Below are 24,804 nucleotides of genomic sequence, written 5' to 3'. Positions count from 1 at the left end.
GATCGAGGGCGCTTCGAAGGACCCTTATTTAAAAGGCGGGTGATTGTTTTGTTTTCCTATACCGTACGACGTTTAGGATCTCTCATTCCGGTGTTACTCGGAATGGCGTTTATTGTGTTCATGATGATACGGGCGATTCCTGGAAATCCAGCACAGGTCATTTTAGGGCAGCAAGCAACGGAAGAGGCAGTCGCTGCGATGACAAAGGAACTTGGCCTGGATAAACCTTGGTTCATTCAATTTTGGGATTACTTATCAGGCCTGTTAAAGGGGGACCTGGGTGTTTCGTTAAAAACGAATAGTCCGGTTTCTGAAGAAATTGGACCATACTTAATGGCCACGATAGAACTGGCCTTGATCGCGATGATCATCGCCGTGGTCATAGGCGTGAATGCAGGGATAGTATCAGCTTGGTTTCAAAACTCATGGTTTGATTATGTCGCCATGGTGATTGCGTTGATTGGTTTGTCCATGCCTATTTTCTGGCTGGGATTAATGGAGCAATACATCATTTCAATTCAGTGGGATTTACTTCCGACGACAGGGCGGGACAATATCAGGGATCCCGTTGAGGCCATAACCGGCCTGTATTTGATAGATACACTCATGGCTGGCAGGGTTGATCAGTTTTTCGAGGTGATCAAGCATCTCATTTTGCCAGGGTTAGCGCTTGCTACCATTCCGATGGCGATTATTGCAAGGATGACACGTTCGTCCATGCTGGAAGTCATGAGATCGGATTTCATTCGTACAGCTCGTGCTAAAGGAATGAAAATGTTTTGGGTTGTTTACAAGCATTCCTTTAAGAATGCCTTGATTCCAGTGGTGACGGTTATCGGTCTGCAGACAGGATTACTTTTAGGCGGCGCCATATTAACGGAAAACATTTTTGGATGGCCAGGTATCGGTACATATATTTATGATGCAATCCTATCTCGGGATTATCCGGTGATACAGTCCGGAATTCTCGTCATCGCCTTTTTGTTTGTCATGATTAATCTAGTTGTGGACTTGTTGTACGCAGCGATCGATCCTAGGATTAAGTATAAATAGGGAGGGAAACTCATGCCTGAAATAGCAACGAATACTCCGCCAATCCTTCCTCCAAAAGAGGCAGAGGAAAAAGTCATCTCTCCCTGGAAGGAAGGCTGGAAAAGCTTTAGGAAAAACAAGGTAGCGATTGTGGGTCTGGGGATTGTTTCATTTTTCATCTTAATCGCCATCTTCGCGCCCGTTATAGCACCTTATTCATTTGATGGGCAAAAGCTAAGTGATAAACATTTGGCCCCGTCTGCGGAGCATTGGTTCGGAACGGATGAATTTGGCCGGGATATTTTGAGCAGGGTCATTTATGGCTCGCGCATTTCAATAGGGGTCGGCTTCTTATCTGTTGCCGGATCTGTTGTGGTTGGGTCTTTTTTGGGGATCATTGCCGGTTATTACGGCAGGTGGATAGATACGATCATATCGAGGATCTTTGATATTATTCTGGCCTTTCCTAGTATCTTGCTTGCTATTGCTGTCGTTGCCGTTTTGGGGCCCTCCCTTCGCAACGCACTTATTGCCATCGCCATCGTCAATGTCCCGATATTCGGCCGGCTTTTACGGTCACGGGTCTTAACGGTGAAAGAAGAGGAATATGTAACGGCTGCAAAGGCAATTGGAATGGGAGATGGCCGCATTCTCCTTCACCACGTCCTTCCGAATAGCCTTGCACCGATTATCGTTCAAGGTACCTTGGCGATTGCAACTGCCATCATTGAGTGTGCAGCACTCGGCTTTCTCGGTCTCGGTGCACAGCCGCCAGCACCAGAGTGGGGAAAAATGCTCGCCGATTCCAGGGCGTTCATCATTCAAGCACCATGGACGGTTCTCTTCCCTGGGCTTGCGATCATGCTTACGGTACTCGGCTTTAACCTAATGGGGGATGGACTGCGCGATGCCTTGGATCCAAGAATGAAAAACTAGAAGTAAAAGGGTGATGTTAGTTTAACATCACCATCTTTTTGCCGTTTATCTTGTAAATCTAACAAAATATGAAAAATAATAAAAAAATCCTAGTTCTAAATAGGAAAATAGTGACTATTACCCCTTAAAATCACCCCAAAAGTTGTGATACTTTTATACTCAGTAAGAATATTCCAAAAATTGCTTATTTTAGAGGAGGAAAGTTCATTGATCAAACGTAGCTTGTCCATTCTAGCAATCTTTCTATTAGTATTTACTGCAAGCGTTTCCGCAGCCAAGCTCCCAGATCCCCCGACAGGCTCGGGCGGTGCAGGTAAGAAGAATCAGGAAAGTATTATAAAGCTGAAGAAAAATGACTTGGGGAAGAAATACAAAAGCAATGAGAAGGTCAGGGTCATCGTAGAGATGAAGGAAGCCCCGGCAATAGAAACGGCTTCGAAAGAAGGGAAGCTTTTTAAACAGTTATCGAAAAGTAAAAAACAACAATTAAAGTCTGAAAAGCTAGCTACTCAGAAGAAATTGAAAAAAAAGGTGAAAGAGAAAAAAATAGCTTTCAAGGAACTTGAAAGTTTTACGACAGTCGTCAATGGATTCAGTGGTGAACTTCAGTATGGTGAGATCAAAAAGGTGGAAGCCATGCCTGAAGTTGCTGAAGTACATATAGCGAATGAATATGAACGTCCTGCAGAAAAACCCGAAATGCTATATAGCAAAGAGCTTGTCCAAGCCCAGGAAGCATGGCGGGAATATGGATATAAAGGGGAAGGGATGGTCGTCGGGATTATTGATACTGGAATCGACCCATCTCACCGTGATATGGTCCTGAACGACGAGAATAAGGCTGAATTGACTGAAAGTGAAATCAGCGCGATGAAGGAATCCAGCCATCTATTAGGCAATTACTATACGTCTAAGGTTCCTTATGGATACAATTACATGGATGAAAATGAAGAAATCCTTGACCTTGGTGAAGAGGCTTCCATGCATGGAATGCATGTGGCAGGTACGGCCGGAGCCAATGGAGATGAAGAGAATGGCGGCATTAAAGGGGTTGCTCCTGAAGCCCAGCTGCTTGCATTAAAGGTCTTCGGAAATGATCCCGACATGCAGACAACATGGGGCGATATATATATTAAGGCGATTGACGATGCCATCATTCTTGGGGCGGATGTGCTGAATATGAGCCTTGGCTCCACTGCAGGCTTTGTATCGGCAGAAGATCCGGAGCAGCAGGCTGTATCCAGAGCTGTTGATAATGGGATCCTCATGTCGATTTCAGCAGGAAACTCGGCACACTTTGGAAATGGATTTGCCAACCCATCAGCCTCGAACCCGGATATTGGCGTTTCAGGTTCACCTGGACTTGCTTACGATTCTGTACAAGTGGCATCGGTAGAGAATAACTATATGGATTTGGATGCAGCGACTTATGAAATAAACGGTCAAGCAGGAAAAGCTCCGTTCATGTCGGCTTCAAGCGTACATCCCAATGCCTTGAAGGATAAAACACATGAATTGGTGGCTGCTGGTCTTGGGACGCCAGAGGAGCTTTCCAAAGTGGATGTTAAAGGCAAGTTCGCCCTCATCGAGCGCGGCACGCTTTCTTTTATAGAAAAGGCGCAAAATGCCCAGGCAGCAGGAGCGACAGGAGTCATAATTTACAATAATGCTGACGGATATATTTCCATGGCTACAGATCCAAGCATCACCATTCCCCAGCTGTTCATGTTGAAATCGGATGGTGCAAAGCTGAAAGCGGCCTTAGCGGATGGCGAAAAGGTGACGATTACCTTTAATGGTGATAAAACAAAAGCTGTAAATCCAGAAGCGGGGAAAATGAGCTCATTCAGTTCATGGGGAGTCGCACCGAACTTGGATTTCAAACCAGAAATCACCGCTCCGGGCGGACAAATTTATTCAACGCTGAACAATGATGAATATGGAATGATGAGCGGTACTTCGATGGCGGCGCCGCATGTTTCCGGCGGCTCGGCACTGGTTCTAGAAAGAGTGGATAAAGACTTTAAATTAGAAGGATCGGCCCGGGCTAATTTAGCGAAGAACCTGATGATGAATACATCAAAACCATTAACGGATCAGGGAGTCGTCAATAAGGCACTTGACTGGAAAAACCCTTATTCGCCTCGCAGGCAGGGAGCCGGGGTCATGCAGCTGCAATCCGCATTGTCCACACCTGCTGTCGTGACCGAGGCATTCACGAAAGAAGCGAAGGTTGCCATGAAGGAGGTCGGCAATAAGTTCGCCTTTACTTTAAAGGTTGAAAATTTCAGCAACAAAGCAGTCAAGTATGATGTAAAAGGAAATATCCAAACAGACTATGCAATCCAGGGACAGCTGGGCTATACCGCTAACGAGCTGGAAGCACAGGAAATTAAGAACGCTTCGATTAAAATCAATAATAAAAATACAAATAAGATTACCGTTCCTGCAAAAAAATCGATTACATTCGAAGTGAAAGTGGACATATCCGATGCAAAGGTACTTGGAGATGACCTTCAAACTCTTGTAGATATTGACAAGGTGTTTCCAAACGGCTATTTTGTTGAAGGGTTCATTTCATTGAAGGATCCAGCCGATACGAATCCGGAACTGAATGTACCGTATGTAGGATTTAAAGGGGAGTGGGACAAAGCCCCAATCCTGGATGGCACTAAATATGACAAAGAATCTTTCTATGGCATGGCAGGAGGAGTATCGACAGCAGGTGAAGATTTCACGTATCTTGGCTATGACCCTGCGGGGAAAACATTCAATGGCAAAAATATCGCGATTTCCCCGAATGGTGATGGTGCACAGGATGACTTCGTGCCTGTCCTATCATTCTTAAGGAATGCGAAAAAGGTAGAATACAATATATTGAATGGTGATAACAAATCAGTCCGGAAACTTCGCACAGAGAATAATGTACGCAAGGACTATTATGATGGCGGACTAGGGACCGCATACACGCTGGATCCGGCCCGTAAATGGGACGGTAAAATCAATAATGCACTCGCTAAGGATGGGGTCTATTATTTTGAAATCAAAGCGATGATAGATTACGAGGGTGCAAAATGGCAGACGGTTAAAATGCCAATCAAAATCGATACGGTAAAGCCGACGGTCAAGATTTCGAAAAAAGGCAATGTTTTAACCATCCAAGGTAAGGATAATTTAAATGGTTCAGGGCTTGCTTATTACGATATACAAGTCGATGGAGCATCCATCATGGAAGAGCCGCTACCGGCGAATGCTAAACAATTCACCCTGCCTGATGTAAAAGGGGAAAAGGTTCAGGTTGTGGCAATCGACTATGCAGGTAATGAGAAAACGGCTGAAACCGAATTGGCCGGTGATTCGGCTCCAATCGATAATCATGCACCAGCTGTAAAGATCAAGAGTCCTGAAGCCTTGAGCGTGAACAATAAAAATAAAATCAAAATAACAGGAGAAATTGAAGAAGCGTCGGAAATAAAGGAATTTAAAATCGACAATAAAACGGTACCTGCAACGTATAACAAAACGAATAAAAAATATGAATTCTCATATGAAAAGAAATTCGAAGATGGTGTCCAAAGCTTCACGGTTAAAGCAACCGATAAATGGGATAACACGGTTTCCTTTAAAAGGACGATAATGGTCGATGCAACAAAGCCAGGTTTAAAAGTTAAAGGCGTACCGGAAACTGTGGGGTTCAAAGGCAAGAATCCAAAAGTGGACGTGACGGTAGAAGATAATTTCGATGAAATACGCCTTTACCTTAACGGAAGTGAAATATTCTTTCATGAATTCAAGGAACCATACAAAATGCGTTCCTATAAGAAAAAGATAGAGGATTTGGAACTGCCGCTTAAGACTGGCAACAACAAGATTGAATTTAAGGTGACCGATCTTGCAGGAAATGAATCGAAGAAATCCTTTAACATCAATAAAGCAAAAAAATAAACGTAAGGCAGCCCTCTTATCCAAGAGGGTTGTTTTTTGTGGACATAATTGATTTTACCTGCATCTTTTGAGGGTTAGTACAATGCTAACGTTGATTGGAATGTATAGGGCACTCGCCTTCCGCGTGAGGTCCGGGAAGCCTTCTCGGCGCTCCTTTGCGCCTGTGGGGTCTCCCTTTCACACTCTATTCCCGTAGGAGTCGCTTTTCCTTATACAAGATGGGGTTAGGAATGGACCCTCCGAGATTATAAAAAGAAATCTTGGTTATCCTTCATGAATTTTTACCTTTTTATAAGGAATGAAACCTCATTAAATTGAAGAAATTTGCGACACTCCTGCCAAATAACTGGCTAGCCGAGACCCCACAGACGCTTGCGTCGAGGAGGCTTGGCAGACAGTCGGCGGAAAGGGAGCGGATTTCTGAAATAAGCCGGAACGTTTTCAAAGAAAAAAACTGTAGGCATACTCGCTTTCTTCAACTACAGTATGGGCCCTCTTATCCAAGTGGGCTGCTTTTGCGCAATAAGGTTTCCTGATTTTGAATTCTTTCGTGCTGATTTTGGAAATGGTTTGCTTCGTTTTCACCGTGCTAATATGAAAATCTATTAGTGAGGAAGTATTTTCATTATCTGGCAGGTAAATGGTACAGGGAAAAAGAATTAGGTATAAAGAACCTAATAAAAGGAGGGTATCCATGAATTATAAGAAGAAATCCAGCAATAAAGTAAGTAGTTTTGGAATTACAGTGAAATTCGAAAGGAGAGGAAGCGAAAGGTCATATCTTACAAAACCGAGTTTCTTTGATGCACTTCAGCACGTCCATTCTCCCTTTGAAAAGGATCCCCGCTCAGATTCACCCTATCAGGATTTTCCTCTATGTCAGGAGGTAACCCTTTCTTTTTTTGAAAGAGGTGCTAAAACATCTATTAATTATGACCCCCACCAAGAAAAAATCATCATTGAGGAAAGTTCAGAGACTTATCAGGTGAATAAGGGGGAGGCGCTTACGGCAATCCTCGATCATATCATGATCAATCATGGCTATCACCATTCTTTTTTCATCATTCAGCAAAAAGAGCGGAACGTGAAAATTAAAGCTGCCAATAAGTGATATGGATGGAGCTGCCACGGCAGCTCCATTAATGTTTCGCCATGATGAGCGTTTCCTATCCTTGGAGATGTCAAACCAACCGCCGAATGATCTTTGAAAGGGTTTGGATGCCATAAGCTAATTGTTCCTCCGAGGCGTATGAATATGATAGCCGTATATGTGTATGGTTATTTGGTTCGTATATGTATCCCGGATTAAGAAGTATGTTTTCCTTTATCGCTTGCTTGAAAAGGTTTGGATTCACGATGGGTTTACATAATTTTAGCCATATATAAAATCCGCCTTGAGGTATTTGCCATTCGGCCAGTCCCTTAAAATATTGATTGAGAAGAGTTAATGTAAAATCCCTGCGTTCCATCAGCTCTTGCCTTAGCCATTCTAAATGCTTTGAATATTGACCATTTGCTAACCATTCTGCCACAAGGTGTTGGGAAAGTGCACTGGAACCGTAATCCATTTGCATTTTAATGTCCGCTAAACGTTCAATCACAGTTATGGGGCCAGCAATCCAGCCGATGCGCAATCCTGGGCTTAAAGTTTTGGACATGCTGCCAATGTGCAATACAAGGCCAACTGCATCAAGGGATTTTAATGGCGGCGGCGGTTCCTCATCAAACCACAAATCACTATATACGTCATCTTCAATAATCGGGATCTGTTCTTTTTTGCATAGTGATAGGAGGTTAAGTCTTTCTTCTTTTGACCATGTAGTATTCGTTGGATTGTTAAACGTTGGGACAGTATAAAACAGTGACGCTTTCTTCCTCCCATTGATGCGCTTCATTTGTGTCGGGATACTTTCACGTCCTTGTTTTGATAAACCTACTAAATGCATGCCCGCAGATTGAAAAGGGTGGACGGAATTTAAATAGGAAGGGGACTCATGTAAAATCATCGATCCCTTTTGAAGTAAACCAACTGAAATCAACTGGAGTGCCTGGAGCCCGCCAGAAACGACCATGAGGGAGCTGGGACTTGCGTTGATCCCTTTTGTTTCTAAATAAACACTTATACATTGGCGAAGTCTCTTGTCACCTTTGGGTTCGGAATATCCTAATGAGTGTGCATCAAAGGAAGTGGATCGCAACGTCTTTTCGATTTGCTTTGTAGGCAATAGAGCTGGAGATAATTCACCAGTGCCTAATCTGATGATGGCAGTATCCGCTTCATACTGATTAATATCCTGAATCGTTTTTAAATTAGGTTCATGAAGGCCATTCCGGACGTAGTTTTTCCAGTCGGGCTGTTTGCTGGAGACGAGCACATTCCATGTATTATTGGAAACGAAAGTGCCAGACCCAAGCTTAGTTTCCAATAATCCGTCTGCAATCAACTCATCTATGGCTGTGATGATGGTACTTCGGTTTACGCCAAATGAGTCGGCCAATGAGCGTTGAGATGGAAGCTTAGTGTCAACTGGCCATTCCCCCCGTGTAATTTGTTGTTTGATCCAATCTACTATTTGTTGGTGAAGTGATTGCGCGGAAGACCGGTTTGGTCCCCATTCGATAAACATACGAAAACCACTCCTTTCATGTTCTATATTCCTTTAAATTGGTTGGTTTGAAGACCAACCAATTGGAGGGTCAATTCCTTTGTTTTACCCATTATACTGAATATGAGGGAAGGGGGTATTCATATGGGGCCATTTTTTCATGGATTATTATTGGCATTAGGGCTGATACTTCCATTGGGAGTGCAAAATGTTTTCATTTTTAATCAAGGAGCAATCCAACCTACAATAAAAAAAGCATTGCCAGCAACGATCACGGCTGCAATTTGCGATACGGTGCTCATTCTGTTAGCTATTTTAGGTGTTTCGTTGATTGTCATGCAATACGATTGGTTGCGCCTTACATTAATCATAATCGGCGTTATATTTTTATTGTATATGGGCTTTCAGATTTGGTTTGCCAAATCAAACTCACAGTCAGGTGTCCAATCCATGCAGATGTCGACAAAAAAACAAATTGTATTTGCTTTATCTGTATCATTACTGAATCCGCATGCAATCCTGGATACGATAGGTGTAATCGGTTCGAGCTCACTTGTTTATTCAGGAAAAGATAAAATGATTTTCACCATGACGTGCATCTTTGTGTCATGGTGCTGGTTCCACGGATTATGTCTTGCGGGACGATTGCTGAAAAAGGTTGATACATCTGGAAAATTCCTTGGAATATTAAATAAAATTTCTGCAATCATCATTTGGATCACAGCCCTCTATATGGTGAAGTCGCTATTTTGAATCAATAAACGTTTTCGAACCAAACGATGCCATGTATAACAGGACGCCTATGTATAAAAAAAGGGGAATGCATATCTATATGCATTCCCCTTTTTTTGCCCTCAATCATCTTCATATCGTGAAATCAGGTTATTGAAGAGCGACCAAGTCCTTGATTTCCTCTGTGGAAAGTTCGGTGATCCAGTTGTCACTGCTGATGATTTCGTCGTTCAAGGCTTGCTTTTTATCAAGCATCTGGTCGATTTTTTCTTCCAGGGTCCCTGTGCAGATTAGCTTATGAACGTGAACGAAACGCTGTTGACCAATTCGGTAAGCACGGTCGGTGGCTTGATTTTCAACAGCTGGATTCCACCAGCGATCATAGTGAATCACGTGGTTTGCTTCTGTAAGATTAAGACCCGTGCCGCCTGCTTTCAATGAGAGTATGAAAATAGGGAATTCCCCATCTTGGAATCGGGTGATCATTTCATCACGCTGCTTCTTGTTCGCACTCCCATTCAGGAATGGCACTTCAAAGCCATATCGTTTTTCCAGCAATTCTTTAATCATATTGCCCATCCCGATATATTGTGTGAAAATGAGACAGCTTTCATCCTGTTCGCGGACCGCATCGATAAGCTCAGTCAGCTTCTCGAGTTTGCCGGATCGGTTAGGTGCCTTCATGATGTTTTCCTTTTCCGTCTCTTTTAAGTAAAGAGCTGGATGGTTGCAAAGTTGCTTTAGCTTATTCAGCATCTGGAGGATGATGCCTTTTCTTTCAAAGGCAGACAGTTGTTCGATATCAGTGAATGTATCTTTAATCAGTTGTTCATACAACGATGCTTGCTCGGTGGTAAGCGGTACGAATTCCTTTTGTTCTTGCTTATCCGGAAGATTAAGAGCGACTTCTTTATCGCGTTTTGTACGGCGAAGCAAAAATGGCTGTATCAAACGCTGTAATTCCTTGATTTTATCCTTCTGTTCATCACGCTCAATGGTCGCCACATATTTCTCCTGAAACTGACCTAGCGTTCCGAGATAACCTTTGTTGATGAAGTCGAAAATCGCCCATAGCTCACTTAAACGGTTTTCCATCGGCGTACCCGATAAGGCGATATGATGTCTGCCATTTAGCTTTCGCACCGCCTTGGACTGCTTCGTTTGGGCATTCTTGATGTTTTGTGCTTCATCAAGGATAACGCTGCTCCAATGGATCGAGGTCAGTTCAGCCACATCTTGGTGGGTCAGTCCATATGATGTTAAGACAATATCATGATCGGCTGCCAGTTTAGTAAATGCTTCACCTTTAGCACGATTCGATCCATAGTGAAGGTGAACTTTAAGTGAAGGTGCGAACTTTTCCAATTCCTTTTGCCAGTTGCCAAGGACCGATGTCGGGCAGACGATTAGCGCCGATTGAACAGAGACGGATTCGGGGGCAGTGGCAATGGCCTCAGCCTCATCACTGCTTTCTGCGCCGCTATCCTCTTCGACGATGATCGGTTCACTCTTTTGTTCGTCCCTGGGCGCAGTGGGCAGCTCTTCACCAGCTCCTTCTTTGCCTTTCACATGAAGCAGGTAGGCAATCATCTGGACTGTTTTTCCAAGTCCCATATCGTCGGCTAGACAAGCACCAAAACCATGCTTCCTTAAAAAAAGGAGCCAGCTCATGCCCAGTTTTTGATAAGGGCGTAAATCTCCTTGAAGTGCACTAGGGACGGGCAGGACGGATATGTTTTTGGTTTCCCTGAGCCTTCCCACCATTTTACGGAGCTCCTGGTTCAATTCAAATTGAATCCGGAGCATTTCATCGTTTTCAGAATCGTCATCGCCATCTTCATTTATGCCATTCAACAGTTCCTGCTGCAGCAAGTCAGTCAGTTGGATGCCTTTTTCATTGGCTGTTTCCATCAGCTCCTGAATTTGTTTAATGAAAGCTGGGTCAAGCTTGACCCATTGGCCGCGGATGAAGACAAGCCGCCTTTTTTCATTGACGAGCTCCTCGAACTCCGCCTCAGTGAGCTCTTTGCCATTTAATGAGAACCGCCAATCAAAGTCCATCAAAGCTTTTAACCCCACATAAGACGGGCCGCGATTCGATTGGCTCTTCACTTTCGCCTTGACCTTCAATGAGGATTCCTTCAAGGCAAGCCACCACGATGGAAGGAGAATTTCGACGCCAAGAAACAGGAGCTTTTCGCTGGCATCGGTCAAGAACTCCCATGCGTCCGTTTCCGAAATCTCCCTTTTCAGACGGCCATTCTCCCCAAGCCATGGCACGACGAGTTGCCAGCGTTTCGTAGCCCGCACCACATCACTTGCATACTTGTTCCAGCCGCGCGGCAGTTTTTTTCCTGTATATGTTTCAATGATATTCTCATCCCTTTTGGAACGAAGGGTAACATCGAGTATCCAAGGCCCATTACCCTCAGGAGGCTCAGTTAAACGAAGACCTATAGTGAATGGTTTTTGGTCGGGCAGGATACCGAGCCATTCCTGCCAGCTGTCTTTGTCAAAAAAGGCCTGTAATTCTTCGGGGGAAAGTCGTGTATCCTTTAATGCCCCGACGGCTTCACTCCATTTATGCTGCATGGGTGAATAGTTTTTTAAATACATGTTAGCGGCACCGTTATACCACTTTTCGATAAAAGTACGGTTGGTTTCCAGTTCAGGTGAAGGAAGATCCAAAGATATTTCTTCTTCCCAAAAGGACGGGACGAATTCCTCTTCCACTTCTTCCGGCAGTTTCCAGCCGATGGAGTCCAATTGAAGATTAGTGAAATCCGGTACGGGGATCCCAGCTTCTATGGATTCATGAAGAACGGGCGCTGCTGACAGGCAAAGGGAGGAGATTTCGGACCATTCCCATTCTATGAAGGAGTTAAAGCTTTCCCTCGCAAAAAAGTTGAGAAGTCCCCAAGCGTCAAGAATGAATACTTGATTTCCATCCACTATATCCGTAGTCATTTTAGTTCCATAAAAGCTTGCGTCATCCCAGTTGAATAACAGCCTTCGTATATGATTCGTGGTGAGGAAGGTATTCTCTTCATTGACGACACCAAGGGCGTAAGTTCCGTTTTCGAGAGCGGCTATTTTGATTTTTAATTTCCCTGGATTAAACATCGATAAGCTTACCCCTTTTTAATTCTTCTTGGAAAGCGCGAAGCCGTTTGGTCGAATCTGCTACATAAAGTATATATCGTTCGAATACGTCTTCCTTTTTGCTCTTTTTATAGATGGTGCGCATCCTTTTCAAATAACGGACAGCTTGCTTATAAGCAGGCCTGTTTTTCAAAGAAACTTTTTCCTGGACCGCATGATAATAAAGGGGCAGGATTAGTTCCGGTTCTTTTGAGACCACTTCTTTGATGGATTCACTGCTGATTAAGTCAATGCTGATTTCCGAGTAAATATGCATCTCCACCCATTTTTTGTATTGTCCTTGTTCAAAAAGGAAATTTGCATAGTTCCAATAGCTGTGCGGAAGGGTGGCCCTGTAAAATTTCTCAAGCAAATCGGTCCGTTTTAATTTATAACAGCAACTGTTAATTAAAGTCGTAAAGGTCCGGACGAAATCTACCCGTTTATAATAATCGGATAGACCGGCAAGGAATTCCTGGACATTATTATTGATGAATTCAATGAAAGGGATGGCCCGTGCCCGGTTTTCAGATTCAGCCAGGAGATTCAGCCAATAAAAAATGTATGGACAGGCATCCTTCTTCAATTCATGGAGAAGCTCAATCGCTTGTTTATCATGGTTTTCCAAAAGGGATAGGTGAATGGCTGCGAGGATATAGGACGTCCTCTCAGTGGTGCCCATATACTTCTCGGGAAGTTCTTTATTGATTCGTTCAAGTTCCTCTTTACGCCATGAGGAGTTGGAGAATAAGTAGCTCCATATCTCCCGGTAGAGGTCGATCTTTTCATATTCGAGGCCTTCACCTCCATCCAGCAGTTTAGCTACATCTTCCTTGATGCTGAAAACGAAGGGATCAAAGGCGAAGGGCCGCGCTTGCCTGCTTAGCGGCTGTACGGTTTCATGCAGCTCTTCTGCCAGGTCGACAGCAAGTGCATAAAAGACCCTGATCGTTTGCGTCTCACTTTTATGCAGCTGAATCATTCTCAGTGTCTGCTGCATTGTGCAAAATTTCGTAACGAAATGATAAAGCAACTTCCATTCCCTTTCCATTGGAGCTTTTGAGCTAAGGCGTTTAAAGTAAGTTTGTATATGATTTTCAATCATGTAAGTAGCCTCGCCTATATGGGGCTCGACATGTTCCGCAAAGGCATCATTCACGAATTGCTTCCATGATGGATAGCTTTTATCTAAGGTGATGGATCTCCCGGCCGCCTGTTTAAGTAATTCACTTGCCGGTTTCACCTGCTGCAGTGCTTGGGCGGCTGAGGCGTTTTTAGGTGCTTTCCAATCGCCCAGCCATTCGGAAACACTAGCGTGTTCGGAATATGCAGAAAAGAAAACGGCCATTTGATGCCGGCAAATGAACCTTGAATCACATGTACAGCTTCCATCTTGTGGGGAGAGCAGATTCAGCCTGGCCTTAAATCGTGTCTCTTCCTGTACCTCAGCCGCAATCGTATCCACCGCTTCTTCTTTAATATCAACGAGCCCCTGACGGTATAACTGGAGCCCTTGATTCACCACATCCGAATCTTCCGGATCCCCGGCCTCCAAAAATTCCGCCAGCCGCTCCCCAACTAACAACAACTCCCGCTCCATACTCTCCTCCTTCAGGGACCAGCCCTAGTTATATATTTTTGTATGATCATGAACCATCAGTTCTTAACTTTTCGTAATCCCGTCTCGGCTTTGTGTATATATGATCGAATGCCGGAACATGGCCGTTCTCTTTACGTTCTATTCGATTTAATCACTGCTTCTTGCCGTTATATTCATAAATACCCTGTAAAAGTCAATATCGTCAAAAATCCGCTTGAATATAAGCGGTTCGGATATAAACAGGAATAACCGGCATTCACGATGAACATGCAAGGAATCCTTCATCCTCATTAGCCACAAAACTAAGTGATGAGGGGCCGGAACCCTTTTTTTAATGTGCGTTTTTTGAAGCATCTCTTTATTATACTTCATTTTGGCTTGGAATTTAAAATGTAGAATAGAGGTTTTGAAAATGATGAGTGTGTGATTATACATATTCTTGTTAATGGGAAGAGCCATTCCCGCGGGAATGGCTCTAAAATATGAAATTAGTTAATTTTCATTTCATTCTTCCAACTGTCCAACTTTTTGTTGATGAATGTAACAAAGGTATGATTTTTTTGTAAATTGAATAGAAACGCTGACTTTTCCAAGTACTCTTTTGCCTCTTCAAAGTTACCTACTAGTTCAAAATTATACCCTAAATGGTAATGTAAATCCGCTAAAGCATATAATTGGTCATGTTCGAGGCACCACTTTATGGCATCTTGGCAGCAGGCAATGGACTCTTCGTATCGAACCAGGCGTGTTAACACTCTGCCGAAGTTATAGGATAGACGTGTCTTAAGCGTTTTATCCGTCAAAAAGGGCAGGGCTTTCAAGTGATCTAAAGCTTTCCGTAACAAGGCGAATGCATTTTCGTACTGTTCTTCGGCTACATACATTACACCAAGGCTGCTTAAGATTTCAAGCTCCCGTTCCGAATAAATTTTGTCTGTCGTATGGGTAATGGCTATGGCCTGATTAATGAAATCGATGGCTTTATCTAAATCTTTATTTTTTTCATATTCGTATATTCCCTTGTGCCAAAGAATCAATTGATGATTCTTTTTATTCTGAAGAAAGAGGGGACTGTTTTCCTCAGCCTTTACAATTTGCTGCATTTCCTCATAATTTCGGGTTCTTCTGGCTATTTTTAATTGATAAATCACTTCTTCCACGTAATCCAGCCTAGGGGTCATTCCGATATCGAAAAAATAGTTTACATCAACGCCTAAACGTTGGGAAATTAAATAGAGAGTAGATGCGTATGGATAGACATCGCCCTTTTCAATCTTACTGATCTGTGCTTGTGTACAAATACCGGTTGCCAACTCTTCCTGGGAAAGCCCGATTTGTTTACGTAGTTCTTTGATCTTTTGTCCAACTGCAAAAAAATCCATTTTGATTCTCCTTAAAATATGCCTAGAGTTATATTTTGTTATGAAAAATCGGTGAAAGCGGTATGTACAGGTCCTGAACGGTTTAAATAGATTCTTTAGTCGAAATATATGGTTTTAAGAAGTGTGGTTAAATATAACTATAGAATTTATTTCTATTTTAACCAATATTTTTTTAAAAGAAAAGGAGGAATGACCTATGAAAAAAAGTACTAAAGCATTAGTCGTATCTTTTCTTATCATCGCTGCTTTTGTTATTGTCCCAAGCGAATTACCAGGCCTTTACGCAGAACTTCCAGGTTTATATAAATAAGTAAATGAAGCTTACTATAACTGATTCAAGCATCTTCAATTGAAGATGTTTTTTTATTATCATTTTTGGTTGATTATTCTTTTGCGCATATTCCTGTAGTTATAATTATCTATGAATGGGGAGTGTAAGGTTCATTTGGTAGGTGTGGAAGAAACGTGAGGGTAGTTTGTAACGCCTATTTCCTTTTAATGATTTTGTTATAGTGTAAATAACAAAACGGAGAGAGGTGTAAGGTTAATGATTGATATTAATATGAAAGTTCAACCCTCTTTTTACGATGATGAATGTGCCATTGTGTTTTCTTTTTATTTTGATAAGGCAACAAGGAATATTGGTGAAGCTGTGGTGTACACATGCCAAAAATCAGATGAAAAAGAATACAGCCAAGATCATATAGATACAGATGTCCAAGAAAAAATCGCCTATATTAAAGAGTTTTCCATTGCCGATGAATATCAGGCAACCTCAATGAAGAAAATTAAACATTTTTTGAATGTAATCGGTATCAAAAAATGTGTGAAGCACAACCTTCAGGGAAATGAAATCGCATTTTAAACGATAAAAACTCATGACATCCCATATGTCATGAGTTTTTACCATTTAAATGAGAGTTTTGAGCATTCATTTTCTTTTTGATGAAATCGCTCAATTGTTTCCTTTCACTTGGTTTAGCGTTATTTGTTCTTTCAAAAAATTTAAAGTGTTGTTTATTTCTATCGGATTTCATGATGTCTCTCCTTTGCATTTTTTATTTACCCATTTTTTTTTAATTAAAACGTGATTTCCTCATAAAGGGAATAATGAACAAAAAGATCTTGTAATTATTCCTAGAGTTATATTTTCATCTGTCAATCCCTGCATATAAGGATTAATTAGATGATAATAAGTGGTAAAGCCTAAATATGGAGGAATTTCGTGTTTTATCATACTTTAAAAAAATGCTAAAATGGTCCGAATATCGGATTTTTCATTAGAAACATCAGTTTCTAGTACCCTAAAGTGAAGAGGGTTGAAGAACTCTTTTCGATGGCCCCCGAGCACTTGCTTGGGGGATCTTTTTGTTTTTTGGATAATTTGTCCACTTTATTTCTATATTATGTTTCGTTTTGTTTGTATATACATGGGTAAATATAAGAATCAAGATGAATTAAACCTGTGTTTATAGCAGTTTAATCGGAGGAATATATTTTATGGATGTGAAAGTGAAGAATGATCCCACGAAGCGAACTTTCCAGCAGTTCATTTTTCCCTTTACACTTGAAGGAAAAATGATTGAAAAGTTTGTTGAAAAATTGCTTGAGGACAATTTCGTTTTTTTGAACTTGAAAGATATGGAACAACAAAATCAATTTTACGGCGGCCATAAAGTTTCACACCGTAAATTGGAAAAGTACTTCATGCCATACATCGAGCCGATTTTATTTCCGGGTCATGCAAAACAGAAGGAAGGCTTGCGGCGTTTCACGAAAAAATTGGATATTGATTGTACCTTCGAATCACCCTATCTAAATACCCCATTTATTATTAACTCTATAGATATCTTCATATGCCCATTTCATATCGGCATGATGAATCTTCGTGTTACTTTACCTGAAGGGCTTTCACATAATGATGTGCTCTATTTTGGTGATACATTTAGAATCCTCGAACCGATTGCTGATGATGAAGAAAAAACGAAAGTTGGCTGCCGGGAAAATCAGTATGAACAAGTGAAGGATTTCATCTTCAATGAACTGTTACCGCCTATTGAGGAATATATGGATGAAGAACAAGCGGATCCGACCTATTTTGGGAGTTTGCCCTTTTTCATTGATGAAAGAATGTATGTGATCAGTTATACGGCATTCCCTGAGAATCGTGATATTTCTAAAAATGATTTATTCCGGATCAGTGAGCTGAACGGGTATGACAATGATGGTGAGCCATATATAGGCGCATTAAACCCTGATTATATAGAAAAGTATTATCAAGAAAGGGTATATGACAGGTGGGGCAAGGAAACCTATTATGTAACTAGCATGTATCATTTCGCGTGTGTCACGAAAGCGACAGGTAAACTGGAACAAGAACTGGCAAGCGAAATGTACGGCCAGCATTTTTATACATTGTTGCTTTTCTTCTATTATAAGATCGTACTGCTTAAATTGGCTCATGAACATTCCCAGATTGATGTGGAAAAAGATCAATCGGATACAGAACAGCTGATTTTCATGATCACTCAGTTTTCTGCAAAGTACTTATTCACTGAAGTGAATAGTACGGCAATCGGTAAAGAGCTTTTCAAAAAAACGGATGAAACCTTCAGGATTGCCCCTCTCTACAGTGAAGTGAAGGAAACACTTTCCTACCTTTATCAAAATCAGGATAAACTGTCTGGGAAAAGAAGTAATTATCTTTTGCAGATACTAACGATTTATACGGTGATCTCCGGGATATTCGGAATGAATCTATATATTGAAGATTGGAAAGGGAAATTACCATGGAAAGCGTATATGGATTACAGCTTATACGAATGGGTAGCTGTCATTGTAACGACAAGCGGACTCATCATTTCAGCCATCCTCGGCTTCATCTTCCTGAAAAAATGGCTGCAAGAGAAAAAAAGCCGAAAAAAAAGAATGCTTTAAAGTAAAGTCCTGTACGCGATGTACGGGACTTTTGTTTTAGAAAAAACATGGTTAATTAGAAAAGTGAAGAAATTCAGCATGCAAAATCCCCCATTTCCCTAATATTTTGCTAAACTATAGGTATATCATTCTAACTATTCATTAGGAGGAAATCATGAAGAAACTAGCTTTATTTTCCAGCTTATTGTTGATGAGCGTATTGTTCCTGGCCGGTTGCTCGGATGAGCCAAGTCCGGAAGAGCGCTTTGCGGCATACACGAAGCTTTGGAATAAACAAGATTTTGCGAAGATGTACGAGTATCTGTCACCTGAGACAAGGAAAGAAATCAGTGCGGATGAATTTGAGAAGCGTTATGAAAAAATCTATACGGGGATTGAAGCCGACCAATTAAAGGTGGACTATAAACAGCCAAAAGAAGAAAAAGATCATAAAGATGGAGAGAAGGTAAGCCTTGCATATACCGTTGATATGTCCACTATGGCGGGCGCTGTCAGCTCTGACCATAAAGCGATACTTGTCAAGGAAGGGGAAGGCGAGGAAGAAAATTGGTACATAAAGTGGGATGAGAGCTACATATTCCCTCAATTGGAAGCTGGTGAGAAGGTATCGGTTGAATCGTATCCAGCCATTCGCGGGGAAATTGTCGATCGAAATGAACGCGGCCTCGCCATGAATGGAACGGTGGCAGAAGTGGGAATCGTGCCAGAGAAAATGGCCAACGAAACCGAAACGGTTAAAAAGGTCGCTGGAATCCTCAACATGTCCACTGACGAAGTGAATCAGAAATTAAAACAAACATGGGTAAAGCCGAGCTATTTCGTGCCCATCAAGAAAATGTCAAATGATAATAGCGAAACTTTGGAAAAGCTATTGAGCATTGCCGGGGTATCTGTCAATAATACGGAAGAGCGCATATATCCGTATAAAGAGGCCACTGCCCATCTAATCGGATATGTCGGTGAGGCATCGGCCGAGGATCTGGAGAAATTGAAAGGAAAAGGATATACCGCAAGTGATGTTATTGGCAAGCGAGGTCTTGAGGAAGTGTTGGAAGCGCGGCTTAAAGGCAAACCTGGCGGTAAAATCTTCATTAAAACCGAAGATGGCGAAGAAAAGGTGATTGCTGAAAAGCCTGCTGAAGAGGGAGAAACAATTACATTGACCATCGACGCCGAGCTTCAAAAGGATATTTTCAAGCAATATAAGAACGAAGTTGGATCGGCATCGGCAATAGATCCGAAGACAGGCGAAACGCTTGCACTTGTTTCAAGTCCGTCATTCGATCCTAATAAATATATTTTCGGAATAACGAAAGCAGAACAAAAAGCGCTTGAAGAAGACCCGAAAAAACCACTTCTGAACCGTTTCAGTTCGACGTATGCACCTGGTTCAACCATTAAGGCCCTCACTGCGGCGATCGCCTTGAAAAATGGTGTGGATCCGAAAGGGTCGATCAATATCCAAGGGAAAACGTGGGCCAAATCGACATGGAAAGATCATTCCATTACAAGGGTTTCGGACCCTGGTGTTCCGATCGATATGGAAAAGGCTTTAATTTATTCAGACAACATTTACTTTGCCCAAAAAGCTCTCGGGCTTGGAAAGGAAAAATTCACGAATGGACTCAAGGCTTTCGGATTTGATGAGTCTTTGAATTATGATTATCCGATCAAAGCATCGAGCATCGGCAAGATCGACAGTGAGGGGAGATTGGCAGATGCTGGATATGGTCAAGCGCAAGTTCAAATGAGCACGCTCCACCTCGCCATGACCTATTCAGCCTTCTTGAATGAAGGAAACATTCCTGCACCTTTCTTAATAACAGGAGATAAAATAGAAAAGAAAATATGGAAAGAAAATGCGATATCAGCAGACCAAGCGAATCAGGTCACCAAGATGCTGACACAAGTAGTGGAGCATCCTAAGGGAAGCGGACATGGAATAGCTGATCTTGGCATCAAAATCGCTGCCAAAACGGGAACTGCTGAAATCAAGGCATCCAAAAACGCGGACGGAACAGAAAACGGCTGGTTTGTTGCCATGGACACAGAAGACCCGGAACTTCTCATGGCATGGATGATGGAAGATGTAAAAGGACGAGGCGGCAGCCATGTCGTTGTCGATCAAATGAAACCGGTGTTGAAGAAGTATTTGAAGTAAAGAAAAAAGTCACCCATCTTGAACTGGGCAAGCATTTAACATTAAAAAGCAGGACATTGGCTTCTTCCATGTCCTGCTTTATTTTGGTTGTGGATTCTAATTTATGGCGGCAATGAAGCTGGATTTGAAGGAGAATGGGTCGTGCATACAGAATGTAAAAAGGGAGTTCAATAACTTGCTAGTATACTAGGGACGTCCTGAAATCATGATGTTTACAGAGTGACATCATCCAGGCCGTTATGTTACCACATGCCGATGGATTGAATAGGATTAATTCAAAAACCCTTGAAAGATGAATAGAATGGGAATGAGGATGAAAAGTAATGAAAAGATTAAAGTATTTGTTTATCGTTTTCTTTATCACTTTTTTTGCATTTCCTTCTCATGAAGCGACGGCAGCAGAAGAAAATTCAACGATGGAAGTGAAACTGAAGAATTATTTGGGCAATAGAACCAGCGCCGAAATAACGGCAACTGGTGACTACCGTACATCAGGGGGAGAGATATTCATAAAGGCAGGGGAAAATCTGACTTTGAAAGTAGAGTCGGCTAAACTTGCCGTATACAAAGGATCTAAGAAAAAGGGATCTTATGCTTCTTTTAAGGTAATACCAGTTAAACCTGATTCTTCATTATCCATAAACGGCCGTCCGTATCAAGGCTCATTTTCATTTACAGCGGAGGACGGTTACATCCGGCCGATCAATACTGTTTATATGGAAGATTACCTAAAGGGCGTCGTCCCGCTGGAGATGCCTGCACTATGGCATGCCGAAGCCTTAAAAGCACAGGCGATTGCCGCCCGGACCTATGCACTTCGCCATCAATCCACAATAATTGATGATACGGTTTCTTACCAAGTATATGGCGGGGCTGCCGGTCACTATCGAACTAATTCAGCCATTGAGCAGACGAAGGGCATGGTAATCAAGCATGATGGCGAAATAATCGAAGCGTTCTTTTCCTCAAGCAATGGAGGAATGACCGAATCGAATTCAAATGTTTGGTCAAGTGGCAACCCCCTTGCATATTTATCTATAAAAGAAGATTTCTATGATCCGAAAACCAGTTGGGAGATAACGCTGGACAAGCAGCAAATCGACCTTTCAAAAATGGACTTATCTAAACCGGAAGAATGGTGGACTAGTGTAGAGGAAAAAGATAAAACGGTTGTGCCGAAGCTTAAGGCTTGGCTGAAGAATAATGGATATGCGCAGAAAGATATTAAAATAACGAAGATTCCCTTGTTAACATTTTCAGATGAGAAAACGGGAGGCCGTGTAACGAAAGGCTCCATCCAATTGAATTTCTATGTAAGGGACCTCGTTGATGACCGGGGAAAGCTTTTGCCGCAAACGGTTAAGCTTACTAATGTATCAGCTTCCAAAATCAGGGGCATGGTGGGGCAAGAGGTGATGAAAAGCTATCTGGTTGACCATTCATCCTCCGATCACCCCAAAATTTCTATTAAAGGATCAGGATATGGGCATGGTGTCGGGCTAAGTCAGTTTGGGGCGAAAAACAGAGCGGAAGCAGGACAATCCTATCTGGATATTTTGGGATTTTATTATCCTGACACAACTATAGAAAGGGAATATGGACCAGGCGCTGGATTTAAAACGGATCTTGTCGCTAAGGCAGAACCGAATTCAGTAAGCATGAAAGCGCAAACGGATCATGCCAAAGATGAGGTTGGAATCACATACTCCCTAAAAGAAGATACTGTGGTAACACTTACGATTAAAGATGGTAAAGGGAAATCTATAGCTACCCCAGTCCGTGACCAAACAATGAAAAAGGGTACCCATTCAGCAATCTGGAACACAACAGCGGTGAGTACCGGTACATATGAAGCAGAAATATCAGCAATGGACCGCAACGGGAATGAAGGTTTGGCAACAATGCCGATTAAGATCAGTAAAGATACGTCGGCACCGAAAATCACCGAAGTCAAAACATCGGGCGACTATAGTACCGAGCAAGCGAACATAACATATATAATTAATGAAAACGCTAATGTAACAGTGGAAATTAAGAACAGTAAAGGGAAGGTTGTCGGTATCCTTTCTGAAAGGCCGTTCAGTAAAGGCAGGCAATCCGCAACATGGGATTTCAAAAATATGTCCAGCGGCATATTTACGGTGACAATCTCAGCTAAGGATAAGAGTGACAATCAGAAAACCATTTCAACGAAAATCTCGATTAGGAAAACGATGGGAATAGTGACAGCGAGCGAATTATATATTAAAGAAAATAGAAATGCATCTTCTGAAACGGTTGGGAATCTATACAGGGACCAATCTGTAACGATCCTGGCTCAACAAGATGAGTGGTACAAAGTGAAAAAGGGAAGCCAAATTGGGTATGTATTAAAAAAACATATAAAAAAATGAATGAGCAGGACGTCAATCATGGCGTCTTTTTTTGCTCTATTTTTTTGGTTTGGCATCAAGACTCTTCATCAAACTCACGAATAAATGCCCCAAACTCACGAGTAAAATGCATTAATTCACGAGTAAAAGGCGAAAACTCACGAGTAAATGCTGCAAATTCACGAGTAAAAGGCGGAAACTCGCGAGTAAAATGCATTAATTCACGAGTAAAAGGCGGAAACTCACGAGTAAATGCTGCAAATTCACGAGTAATACCCGCAAACTTCGCCATAACTTGAGTTAACGGACCTTAATCAAAAAATGAGAATCTTAAAAGAGGAATGAATGCATTCATTCCTCTTTTGTTTTATGCTGACCGGGTGTGAACGGAACGCCGGCGGCTTTTGTGATGATTTTTGAGATATCGGTATTTTCAATGACTCCATCAAAGGCTTCACTGCCTGGACCGGAGGCGAAAACGGGAATCATATTGGCTGTGTGTCCTCCTGTGGAACTGGCCGCCCGTATGCTTCGATCAGCTACGCCCGCCTTATGGTGCCTGGCGATGGTGCTACCGATTTCCCAATCGATTTGATGCTTTGGATAGACAAGCGTTTTATTCTTTTTTACGTTATCGATGAATTGATCGACTTCTTGATCTGTAAGGGATATATGTGCATACTTCTTGAATGTGGAAACGACACTTTCTGGATTGATTTCATTATTTTTATCGAATGTAAGCTGTTTGGACATATATTCAGATGAAACCCTGATTTTTTTCAATGCCGTGATATCCATTGTTTCAGAAGCGGAGGTCCCCATTGTTTCGTGGTCTGCAAGTACAACGATCAACGTATCATTTCGATTTTTTGCCCAATCTACAACCTCTTTTACGGTTTGGTCAAATTCGATGGTTTCTTTCCATATTCCAGTGATGTCGGCTGCATGCTCCATATGGTCAATACGCGCACCTTCGGCCATCAAGAAGAATCCCTTATCACCCCAGGATAAAATATCCAACGCTTTGGATGTCATTTCGGGGAGGGATGGCTCTTGGGAATGTAATACTTCTTTATCCAGTTTAAAATTCATATAGGTAGGGTGAAATAATCCTAAAAGTTTTGCCGGATTATTAATGGAACTAAGTTCTTCTTTAGTCGTCGTAATCCCATAGCCAGCTTGTTTAAATTTGGCGATTAAATCCTCGCCATTCTGCTTATCCGCCTCGAAATAGCTGGCACCACCTCCGAGAATGACGTCAATCTTGTTATCAAAGAGCTGCCTCGCGATATTTGCGCCACCTGTCCAGCGGTTAGGCACACTTGCACCAAAGGCAGCGGGTGTGGCATCGACTACCATATTGGTTGAGATGATCCCGACTTTTTTGCCATTGTTCTGAAAGGCATCCAATACACTATCCACCTCGGAACCATTGGCATCGACACCGATTGATTCATTGTTGGTTTTTATACCAGTGGCAATCGCCGACCCTCCTGCTGCCGAGTCAGTGACGTAATTATTGGCGGAATAGGTGCGCATCAGGGCGACATGCTCCAGTTTTTCCAAATGTAGTACACCTGTCTTTCCATATTCCAATTGCCGGGCAATTTCTATTGCCCCTAGCCCCATGCCGTCGCCAACCAGCAATATGACATTCTTGGGGGTGTTTCTTGTTTCTGCTTGAATAGGGGAGCTCATGCTAATAAAGAAAATTATAAGAACGAATAATCCAAAGCGGTGTGGCTGTACGAGTTTATATCTGGATGTCTTATTCATCTGAAATCCTCCATTGGGTGAAAGTCTTCCTATTATTTGTTTAAATCGATAAAAAAACCCCTCCCTGATATTCAGGATGGAACTAATCTTTTTAGCATGGTTAGCGGCATCAAGTCGGTTTTTGTATAATTTGTCTTTCAAAAAAATAAAGAATTTCTATATAATTACAATATGAAGGCGATAA

General features: G+C 42.1%; 16 protein-coding genes. 9 read left to right on the top strand and 7 right to left on the bottom strand.

What is annotated here, in order from left to right; genetic code table 11:
- The first annotated feature begins 48 nt into the window (after nucleotides 1–48).
- The 4 genes from ACZ9AO_RS22480 to ACZ9AO_RS22465 all read left to right on the top strand — a co-directional run bounded on the left by ACZ9AO_RS22480 (nucleotide 49) and on the right by ACZ9AO_RS22465 (nucleotide 7,024).
- Complete coding sequence (locus ACZ9AO_RS22480; protein WP_048685875.1) at nucleotides 49–1,053, top strand: ABC transporter permease; 1,005 nt, start codon at nucleotides 49–51, stop codon at nucleotides 1,051–1,053.
- 12 nt (nucleotides 1,054–1,065) lie between these two features.
- Entirely contained in the window at nucleotides 1,066–1,968 is a 903-nt protein-coding gene (locus ACZ9AO_RS22475; protein WP_048685793.1) for an ABC transporter permease, read from the top strand.
- A 207-nt stretch (nucleotides 1,969–2,175) separates the two neighbouring features.
- The gene (locus ACZ9AO_RS22470) at nucleotides 2,176–5,913 is read left to right on the top strand and encodes a S8 family serine peptidase (protein WP_476110556.1); all 3,738 of its coding nucleotides are present in this window, start codon (nucleotides 2,176–2,178) and stop codon (nucleotides 5,911–5,913) included.
- Nucleotides 5,914–6,607: 694 nt separating this feature from the next.
- Nucleotides 6,608–7,024, top strand: a complete 417-nt coding sequence (locus tag ACZ9AO_RS22465; protein ID WP_251540642.1) for a hypothetical protein — start codon at nucleotides 6,608–6,610, stop codon at nucleotides 7,022–7,024.
- 70 nt (nucleotides 7,025–7,094) lie between these two features.
- Here the strand turns inward: ACZ9AO_RS22465 and ACZ9AO_RS22460 are convergent, their stop codons facing one another.
- Complete coding sequence (locus ACZ9AO_RS22460) at nucleotides 7,095–8,540, bottom strand: aminotransferase-like domain-containing protein (RefSeq protein WP_476110554.1); 1,446 nt, start codon at nucleotides 8,538–8,540, stop codon at nucleotides 7,095–7,097.
- A 123-nt stretch (nucleotides 8,541–8,663) separates the two neighbouring features.
- Between ACZ9AO_RS22460 and ACZ9AO_RS22455 the strand changes: the two genes are divergently transcribed.
- Nucleotides 8,664–9,272, top strand: coding sequence for a LysE/ArgO family amino acid transporter (locus ACZ9AO_RS22455; protein ID WP_034315735.1), 609 nt, complete (start codon nucleotides 8,664–8,666; stop codon nucleotides 9,270–9,272).
- Between the two features lie 129 nt (nucleotides 9,273–9,401).
- Here ACZ9AO_RS22455 and ACZ9AO_RS22450 read toward each other — a convergent pair whose 3' ends face one another.
- The 3 genes from ACZ9AO_RS22450 to ACZ9AO_RS22440 all read right to left on the bottom strand — a co-directional run bounded on the left by ACZ9AO_RS22450 (nucleotide 9,402) and on the right by ACZ9AO_RS22440 (nucleotide 15,374).
- Entirely contained in the window at nucleotides 9,402–12,374 is a 2,973-nt protein-coding gene (locus ACZ9AO_RS22450) for a DEAD/DEAH box helicase (protein WP_476110551.1), read from the bottom strand.
- Complete coding sequence (locus ACZ9AO_RS22445) at nucleotides 12,367–13,992, bottom strand: hypothetical protein (RefSeq protein ID WP_476110549.1); 1,626 nt, start codon at nucleotides 13,990–13,992, stop codon at nucleotides 12,367–12,369. The genes ACZ9AO_RS22450 and ACZ9AO_RS22445 overlap by 8 nt, the downstream gene beginning before the upstream one ends.
- 488 nt (nucleotides 13,993–14,480) lie before the next feature.
- Nucleotides 14,481–15,374 (bottom strand): helix-turn-helix domain-containing protein, encoded by an 894-nt coding sequence (locus ACZ9AO_RS22440; RefSeq protein WP_048681463.1) that lies wholly within the window; start codon nucleotides 15,372–15,374, stop codon nucleotides 14,481–14,483.
- A 547-nt stretch (nucleotides 15,375–15,921) separates the two neighbouring features.
- Here ACZ9AO_RS22440 and ACZ9AO_RS22435 point away from each other — a divergent pair.
- Nucleotides 15,922–16,239 (top strand): hypothetical protein, encoded by a 318-nt coding sequence (locus ACZ9AO_RS22435; protein ID WP_034315725.1) that lies wholly within the window; start codon nucleotides 15,922–15,924, stop codon nucleotides 16,237–16,239.
- Nucleotides 16,240–16,267: 28 nt separating this feature from the next.
- Here the strand turns inward: ACZ9AO_RS22435 and ACZ9AO_RS22430 are convergent, their stop codons facing one another.
- Nucleotides 16,268–16,411: a hypothetical protein gene (locus tag ACZ9AO_RS22430; protein ID WP_153246105.1), complete on the bottom strand. Its 144-nt coding sequence runs from the start codon at nucleotides 16,409–16,411 to the stop codon at nucleotides 16,268–16,270.
- Between the two features lie 463 nt (nucleotides 16,412–16,874).
- Between ACZ9AO_RS22430 and ACZ9AO_RS22425 the strand changes: the two genes are divergently transcribed.
- The 3 genes from ACZ9AO_RS22425 (at nucleotide 16,875) to ACZ9AO_RS22415 (ending at nucleotide 22,865) form a co-directional block, all read left to right on the top strand.
- The gene (locus tag ACZ9AO_RS22425; protein WP_251540634.1) at nucleotides 16,875–18,311 is read left to right on the top strand and encodes a magnesium transporter CorA family protein; all 1,437 of its coding nucleotides are present in this window, start codon (nucleotides 16,875–16,877) and stop codon (nucleotides 18,309–18,311) included.
- Between the two features lie 154 nt (nucleotides 18,312–18,465).
- Nucleotides 18,466–20,472 (top strand): penicillin-binding transpeptidase domain-containing protein, encoded by a 2,007-nt coding sequence (locus ACZ9AO_RS22420; RefSeq protein ID WP_476110546.1) that lies wholly within the window; start codon nucleotides 18,466–18,468, stop codon nucleotides 20,470–20,472.
- Between the two features lie 323 nt (nucleotides 20,473–20,795).
- Complete coding sequence (locus ACZ9AO_RS22415) at nucleotides 20,796–22,865, top strand: SpoIID/LytB domain-containing protein (protein WP_476110544.1); 2,070 nt, start codon at nucleotides 20,796–20,798, stop codon at nucleotides 22,863–22,865.
- 55 nt (nucleotides 22,866–22,920) lie between these two features.
- Here the strand turns inward: ACZ9AO_RS22415 and ACZ9AO_RS22410 are convergent, their stop codons facing one another.
- Nucleotides 22,921–23,136 carry a hypothetical protein gene (locus ACZ9AO_RS22410; RefSeq protein WP_476110542.1) on the bottom strand — a complete coding sequence of 72 codons (216 nt, stop codon included), beginning with the start codon at nucleotides 23,134–23,136 and terminating at the stop codon, nucleotides 22,921–22,923.
- A gap of 59 nt (nucleotides 23,137–23,195) precedes the next feature.
- Nucleotides 23,196–24,620 carry an alkaline phosphatase gene (locus ACZ9AO_RS22405; RefSeq protein WP_476110540.1) on the bottom strand — a complete coding sequence of 475 codons (1,425 nt, stop codon included), beginning with the start codon at nucleotides 24,618–24,620 and terminating at the stop codon, nucleotides 23,196–23,198.
- Nucleotides 24,621–24,804: the final 184 nt, after the last annotated feature.

Source organism: Peribacillus sp. TE19612, assembly GCF_056279465.1.
The sequence above is the reverse complement of the archived record's forward strand: the minus strand, read 5'-3'. Positions and strand labels throughout refer to the sequence as shown.

Coding starts and splice junctions, on each gene's coding strand:
- ACZ9AO_RS22475 (WP_048685793.1), top strand. CDS start 1,066: ATGCCTGAAATAGCAACGAATACTCCGCCAATCCTTCCTCCAAAAGAG.
- ACZ9AO_RS22465 (WP_251540642.1), top strand. CDS start 6,608: ATGAATTATAAGAAGAAATCCAGCAATAAAGTAAGTAGTTTTGGAATT.
- ACZ9AO_RS22460 (WP_476110554.1), bottom strand. CDS start 8,540: ATGTTTATCGAATGGGGACCAAACCGGTCTTCCGCGCAATCACTTCAC.
- ACZ9AO_RS22455 (WP_034315735.1), top strand. CDS start 8,664: ATGGGGCCATTTTTTCATGGATTATTATTGGCATTAGGGCTGATACTT.
- ACZ9AO_RS22450 (WP_476110551.1), bottom strand. CDS start 12,374: ATGTTTAATCCAGGGAAATTAAAAATCAAAATAGCCGCTCTCGAAAAC.
- ACZ9AO_RS22445 (WP_476110549.1), bottom strand. CDS start 13,992: ATGGAGCGGGAGTTGTTGTTAGTTGGGGAGCGGCTGGCGGAATTTTTG.
- ACZ9AO_RS22440 (WP_048681463.1), bottom strand. CDS start 15,374: ATGGATTTTTTTGCAGTTGGACAAAAGATCAAAGAACTACGTAAACAA.
- ACZ9AO_RS22435 (WP_034315725.1), top strand. CDS start 15,922: ATGATTGATATTAATATGAAAGTTCAACCCTCTTTTTACGATGATGAA.
- ACZ9AO_RS22430 (WP_153246105.1), bottom strand. CDS start 16,411: ATGAAATCCGATAGAAATAAACAACACTTTAAATTTTTTGAAAGAACA.
- ACZ9AO_RS22425 (WP_251540634.1), top strand. CDS start 16,875: ATGGATGTGAAAGTGAAGAATGATCCCACGAAGCGAACTTTCCAGCAG.
- ACZ9AO_RS22420 (WP_476110546.1), top strand. CDS start 18,466: ATGAAGAAACTAGCTTTATTTTCCAGCTTATTGTTGATGAGCGTATTG.
- ACZ9AO_RS22415 (WP_476110544.1), top strand. CDS start 20,796: ATGAAAAGATTAAAGTATTTGTTTATCGTTTTCTTTATCACTTTTTTT.
- ACZ9AO_RS22410 (WP_476110542.1), bottom strand. CDS start 23,136: ATGGCGAAGTTTGCGGGTATTACTCGTGAATTTGCAGCATTTACTCGT.
- ACZ9AO_RS22405 (WP_476110540.1), bottom strand. CDS start 24,620: ATGAATAAGACATCCAGATATAAACTCGTACAGCCACACCGCTTTGGA.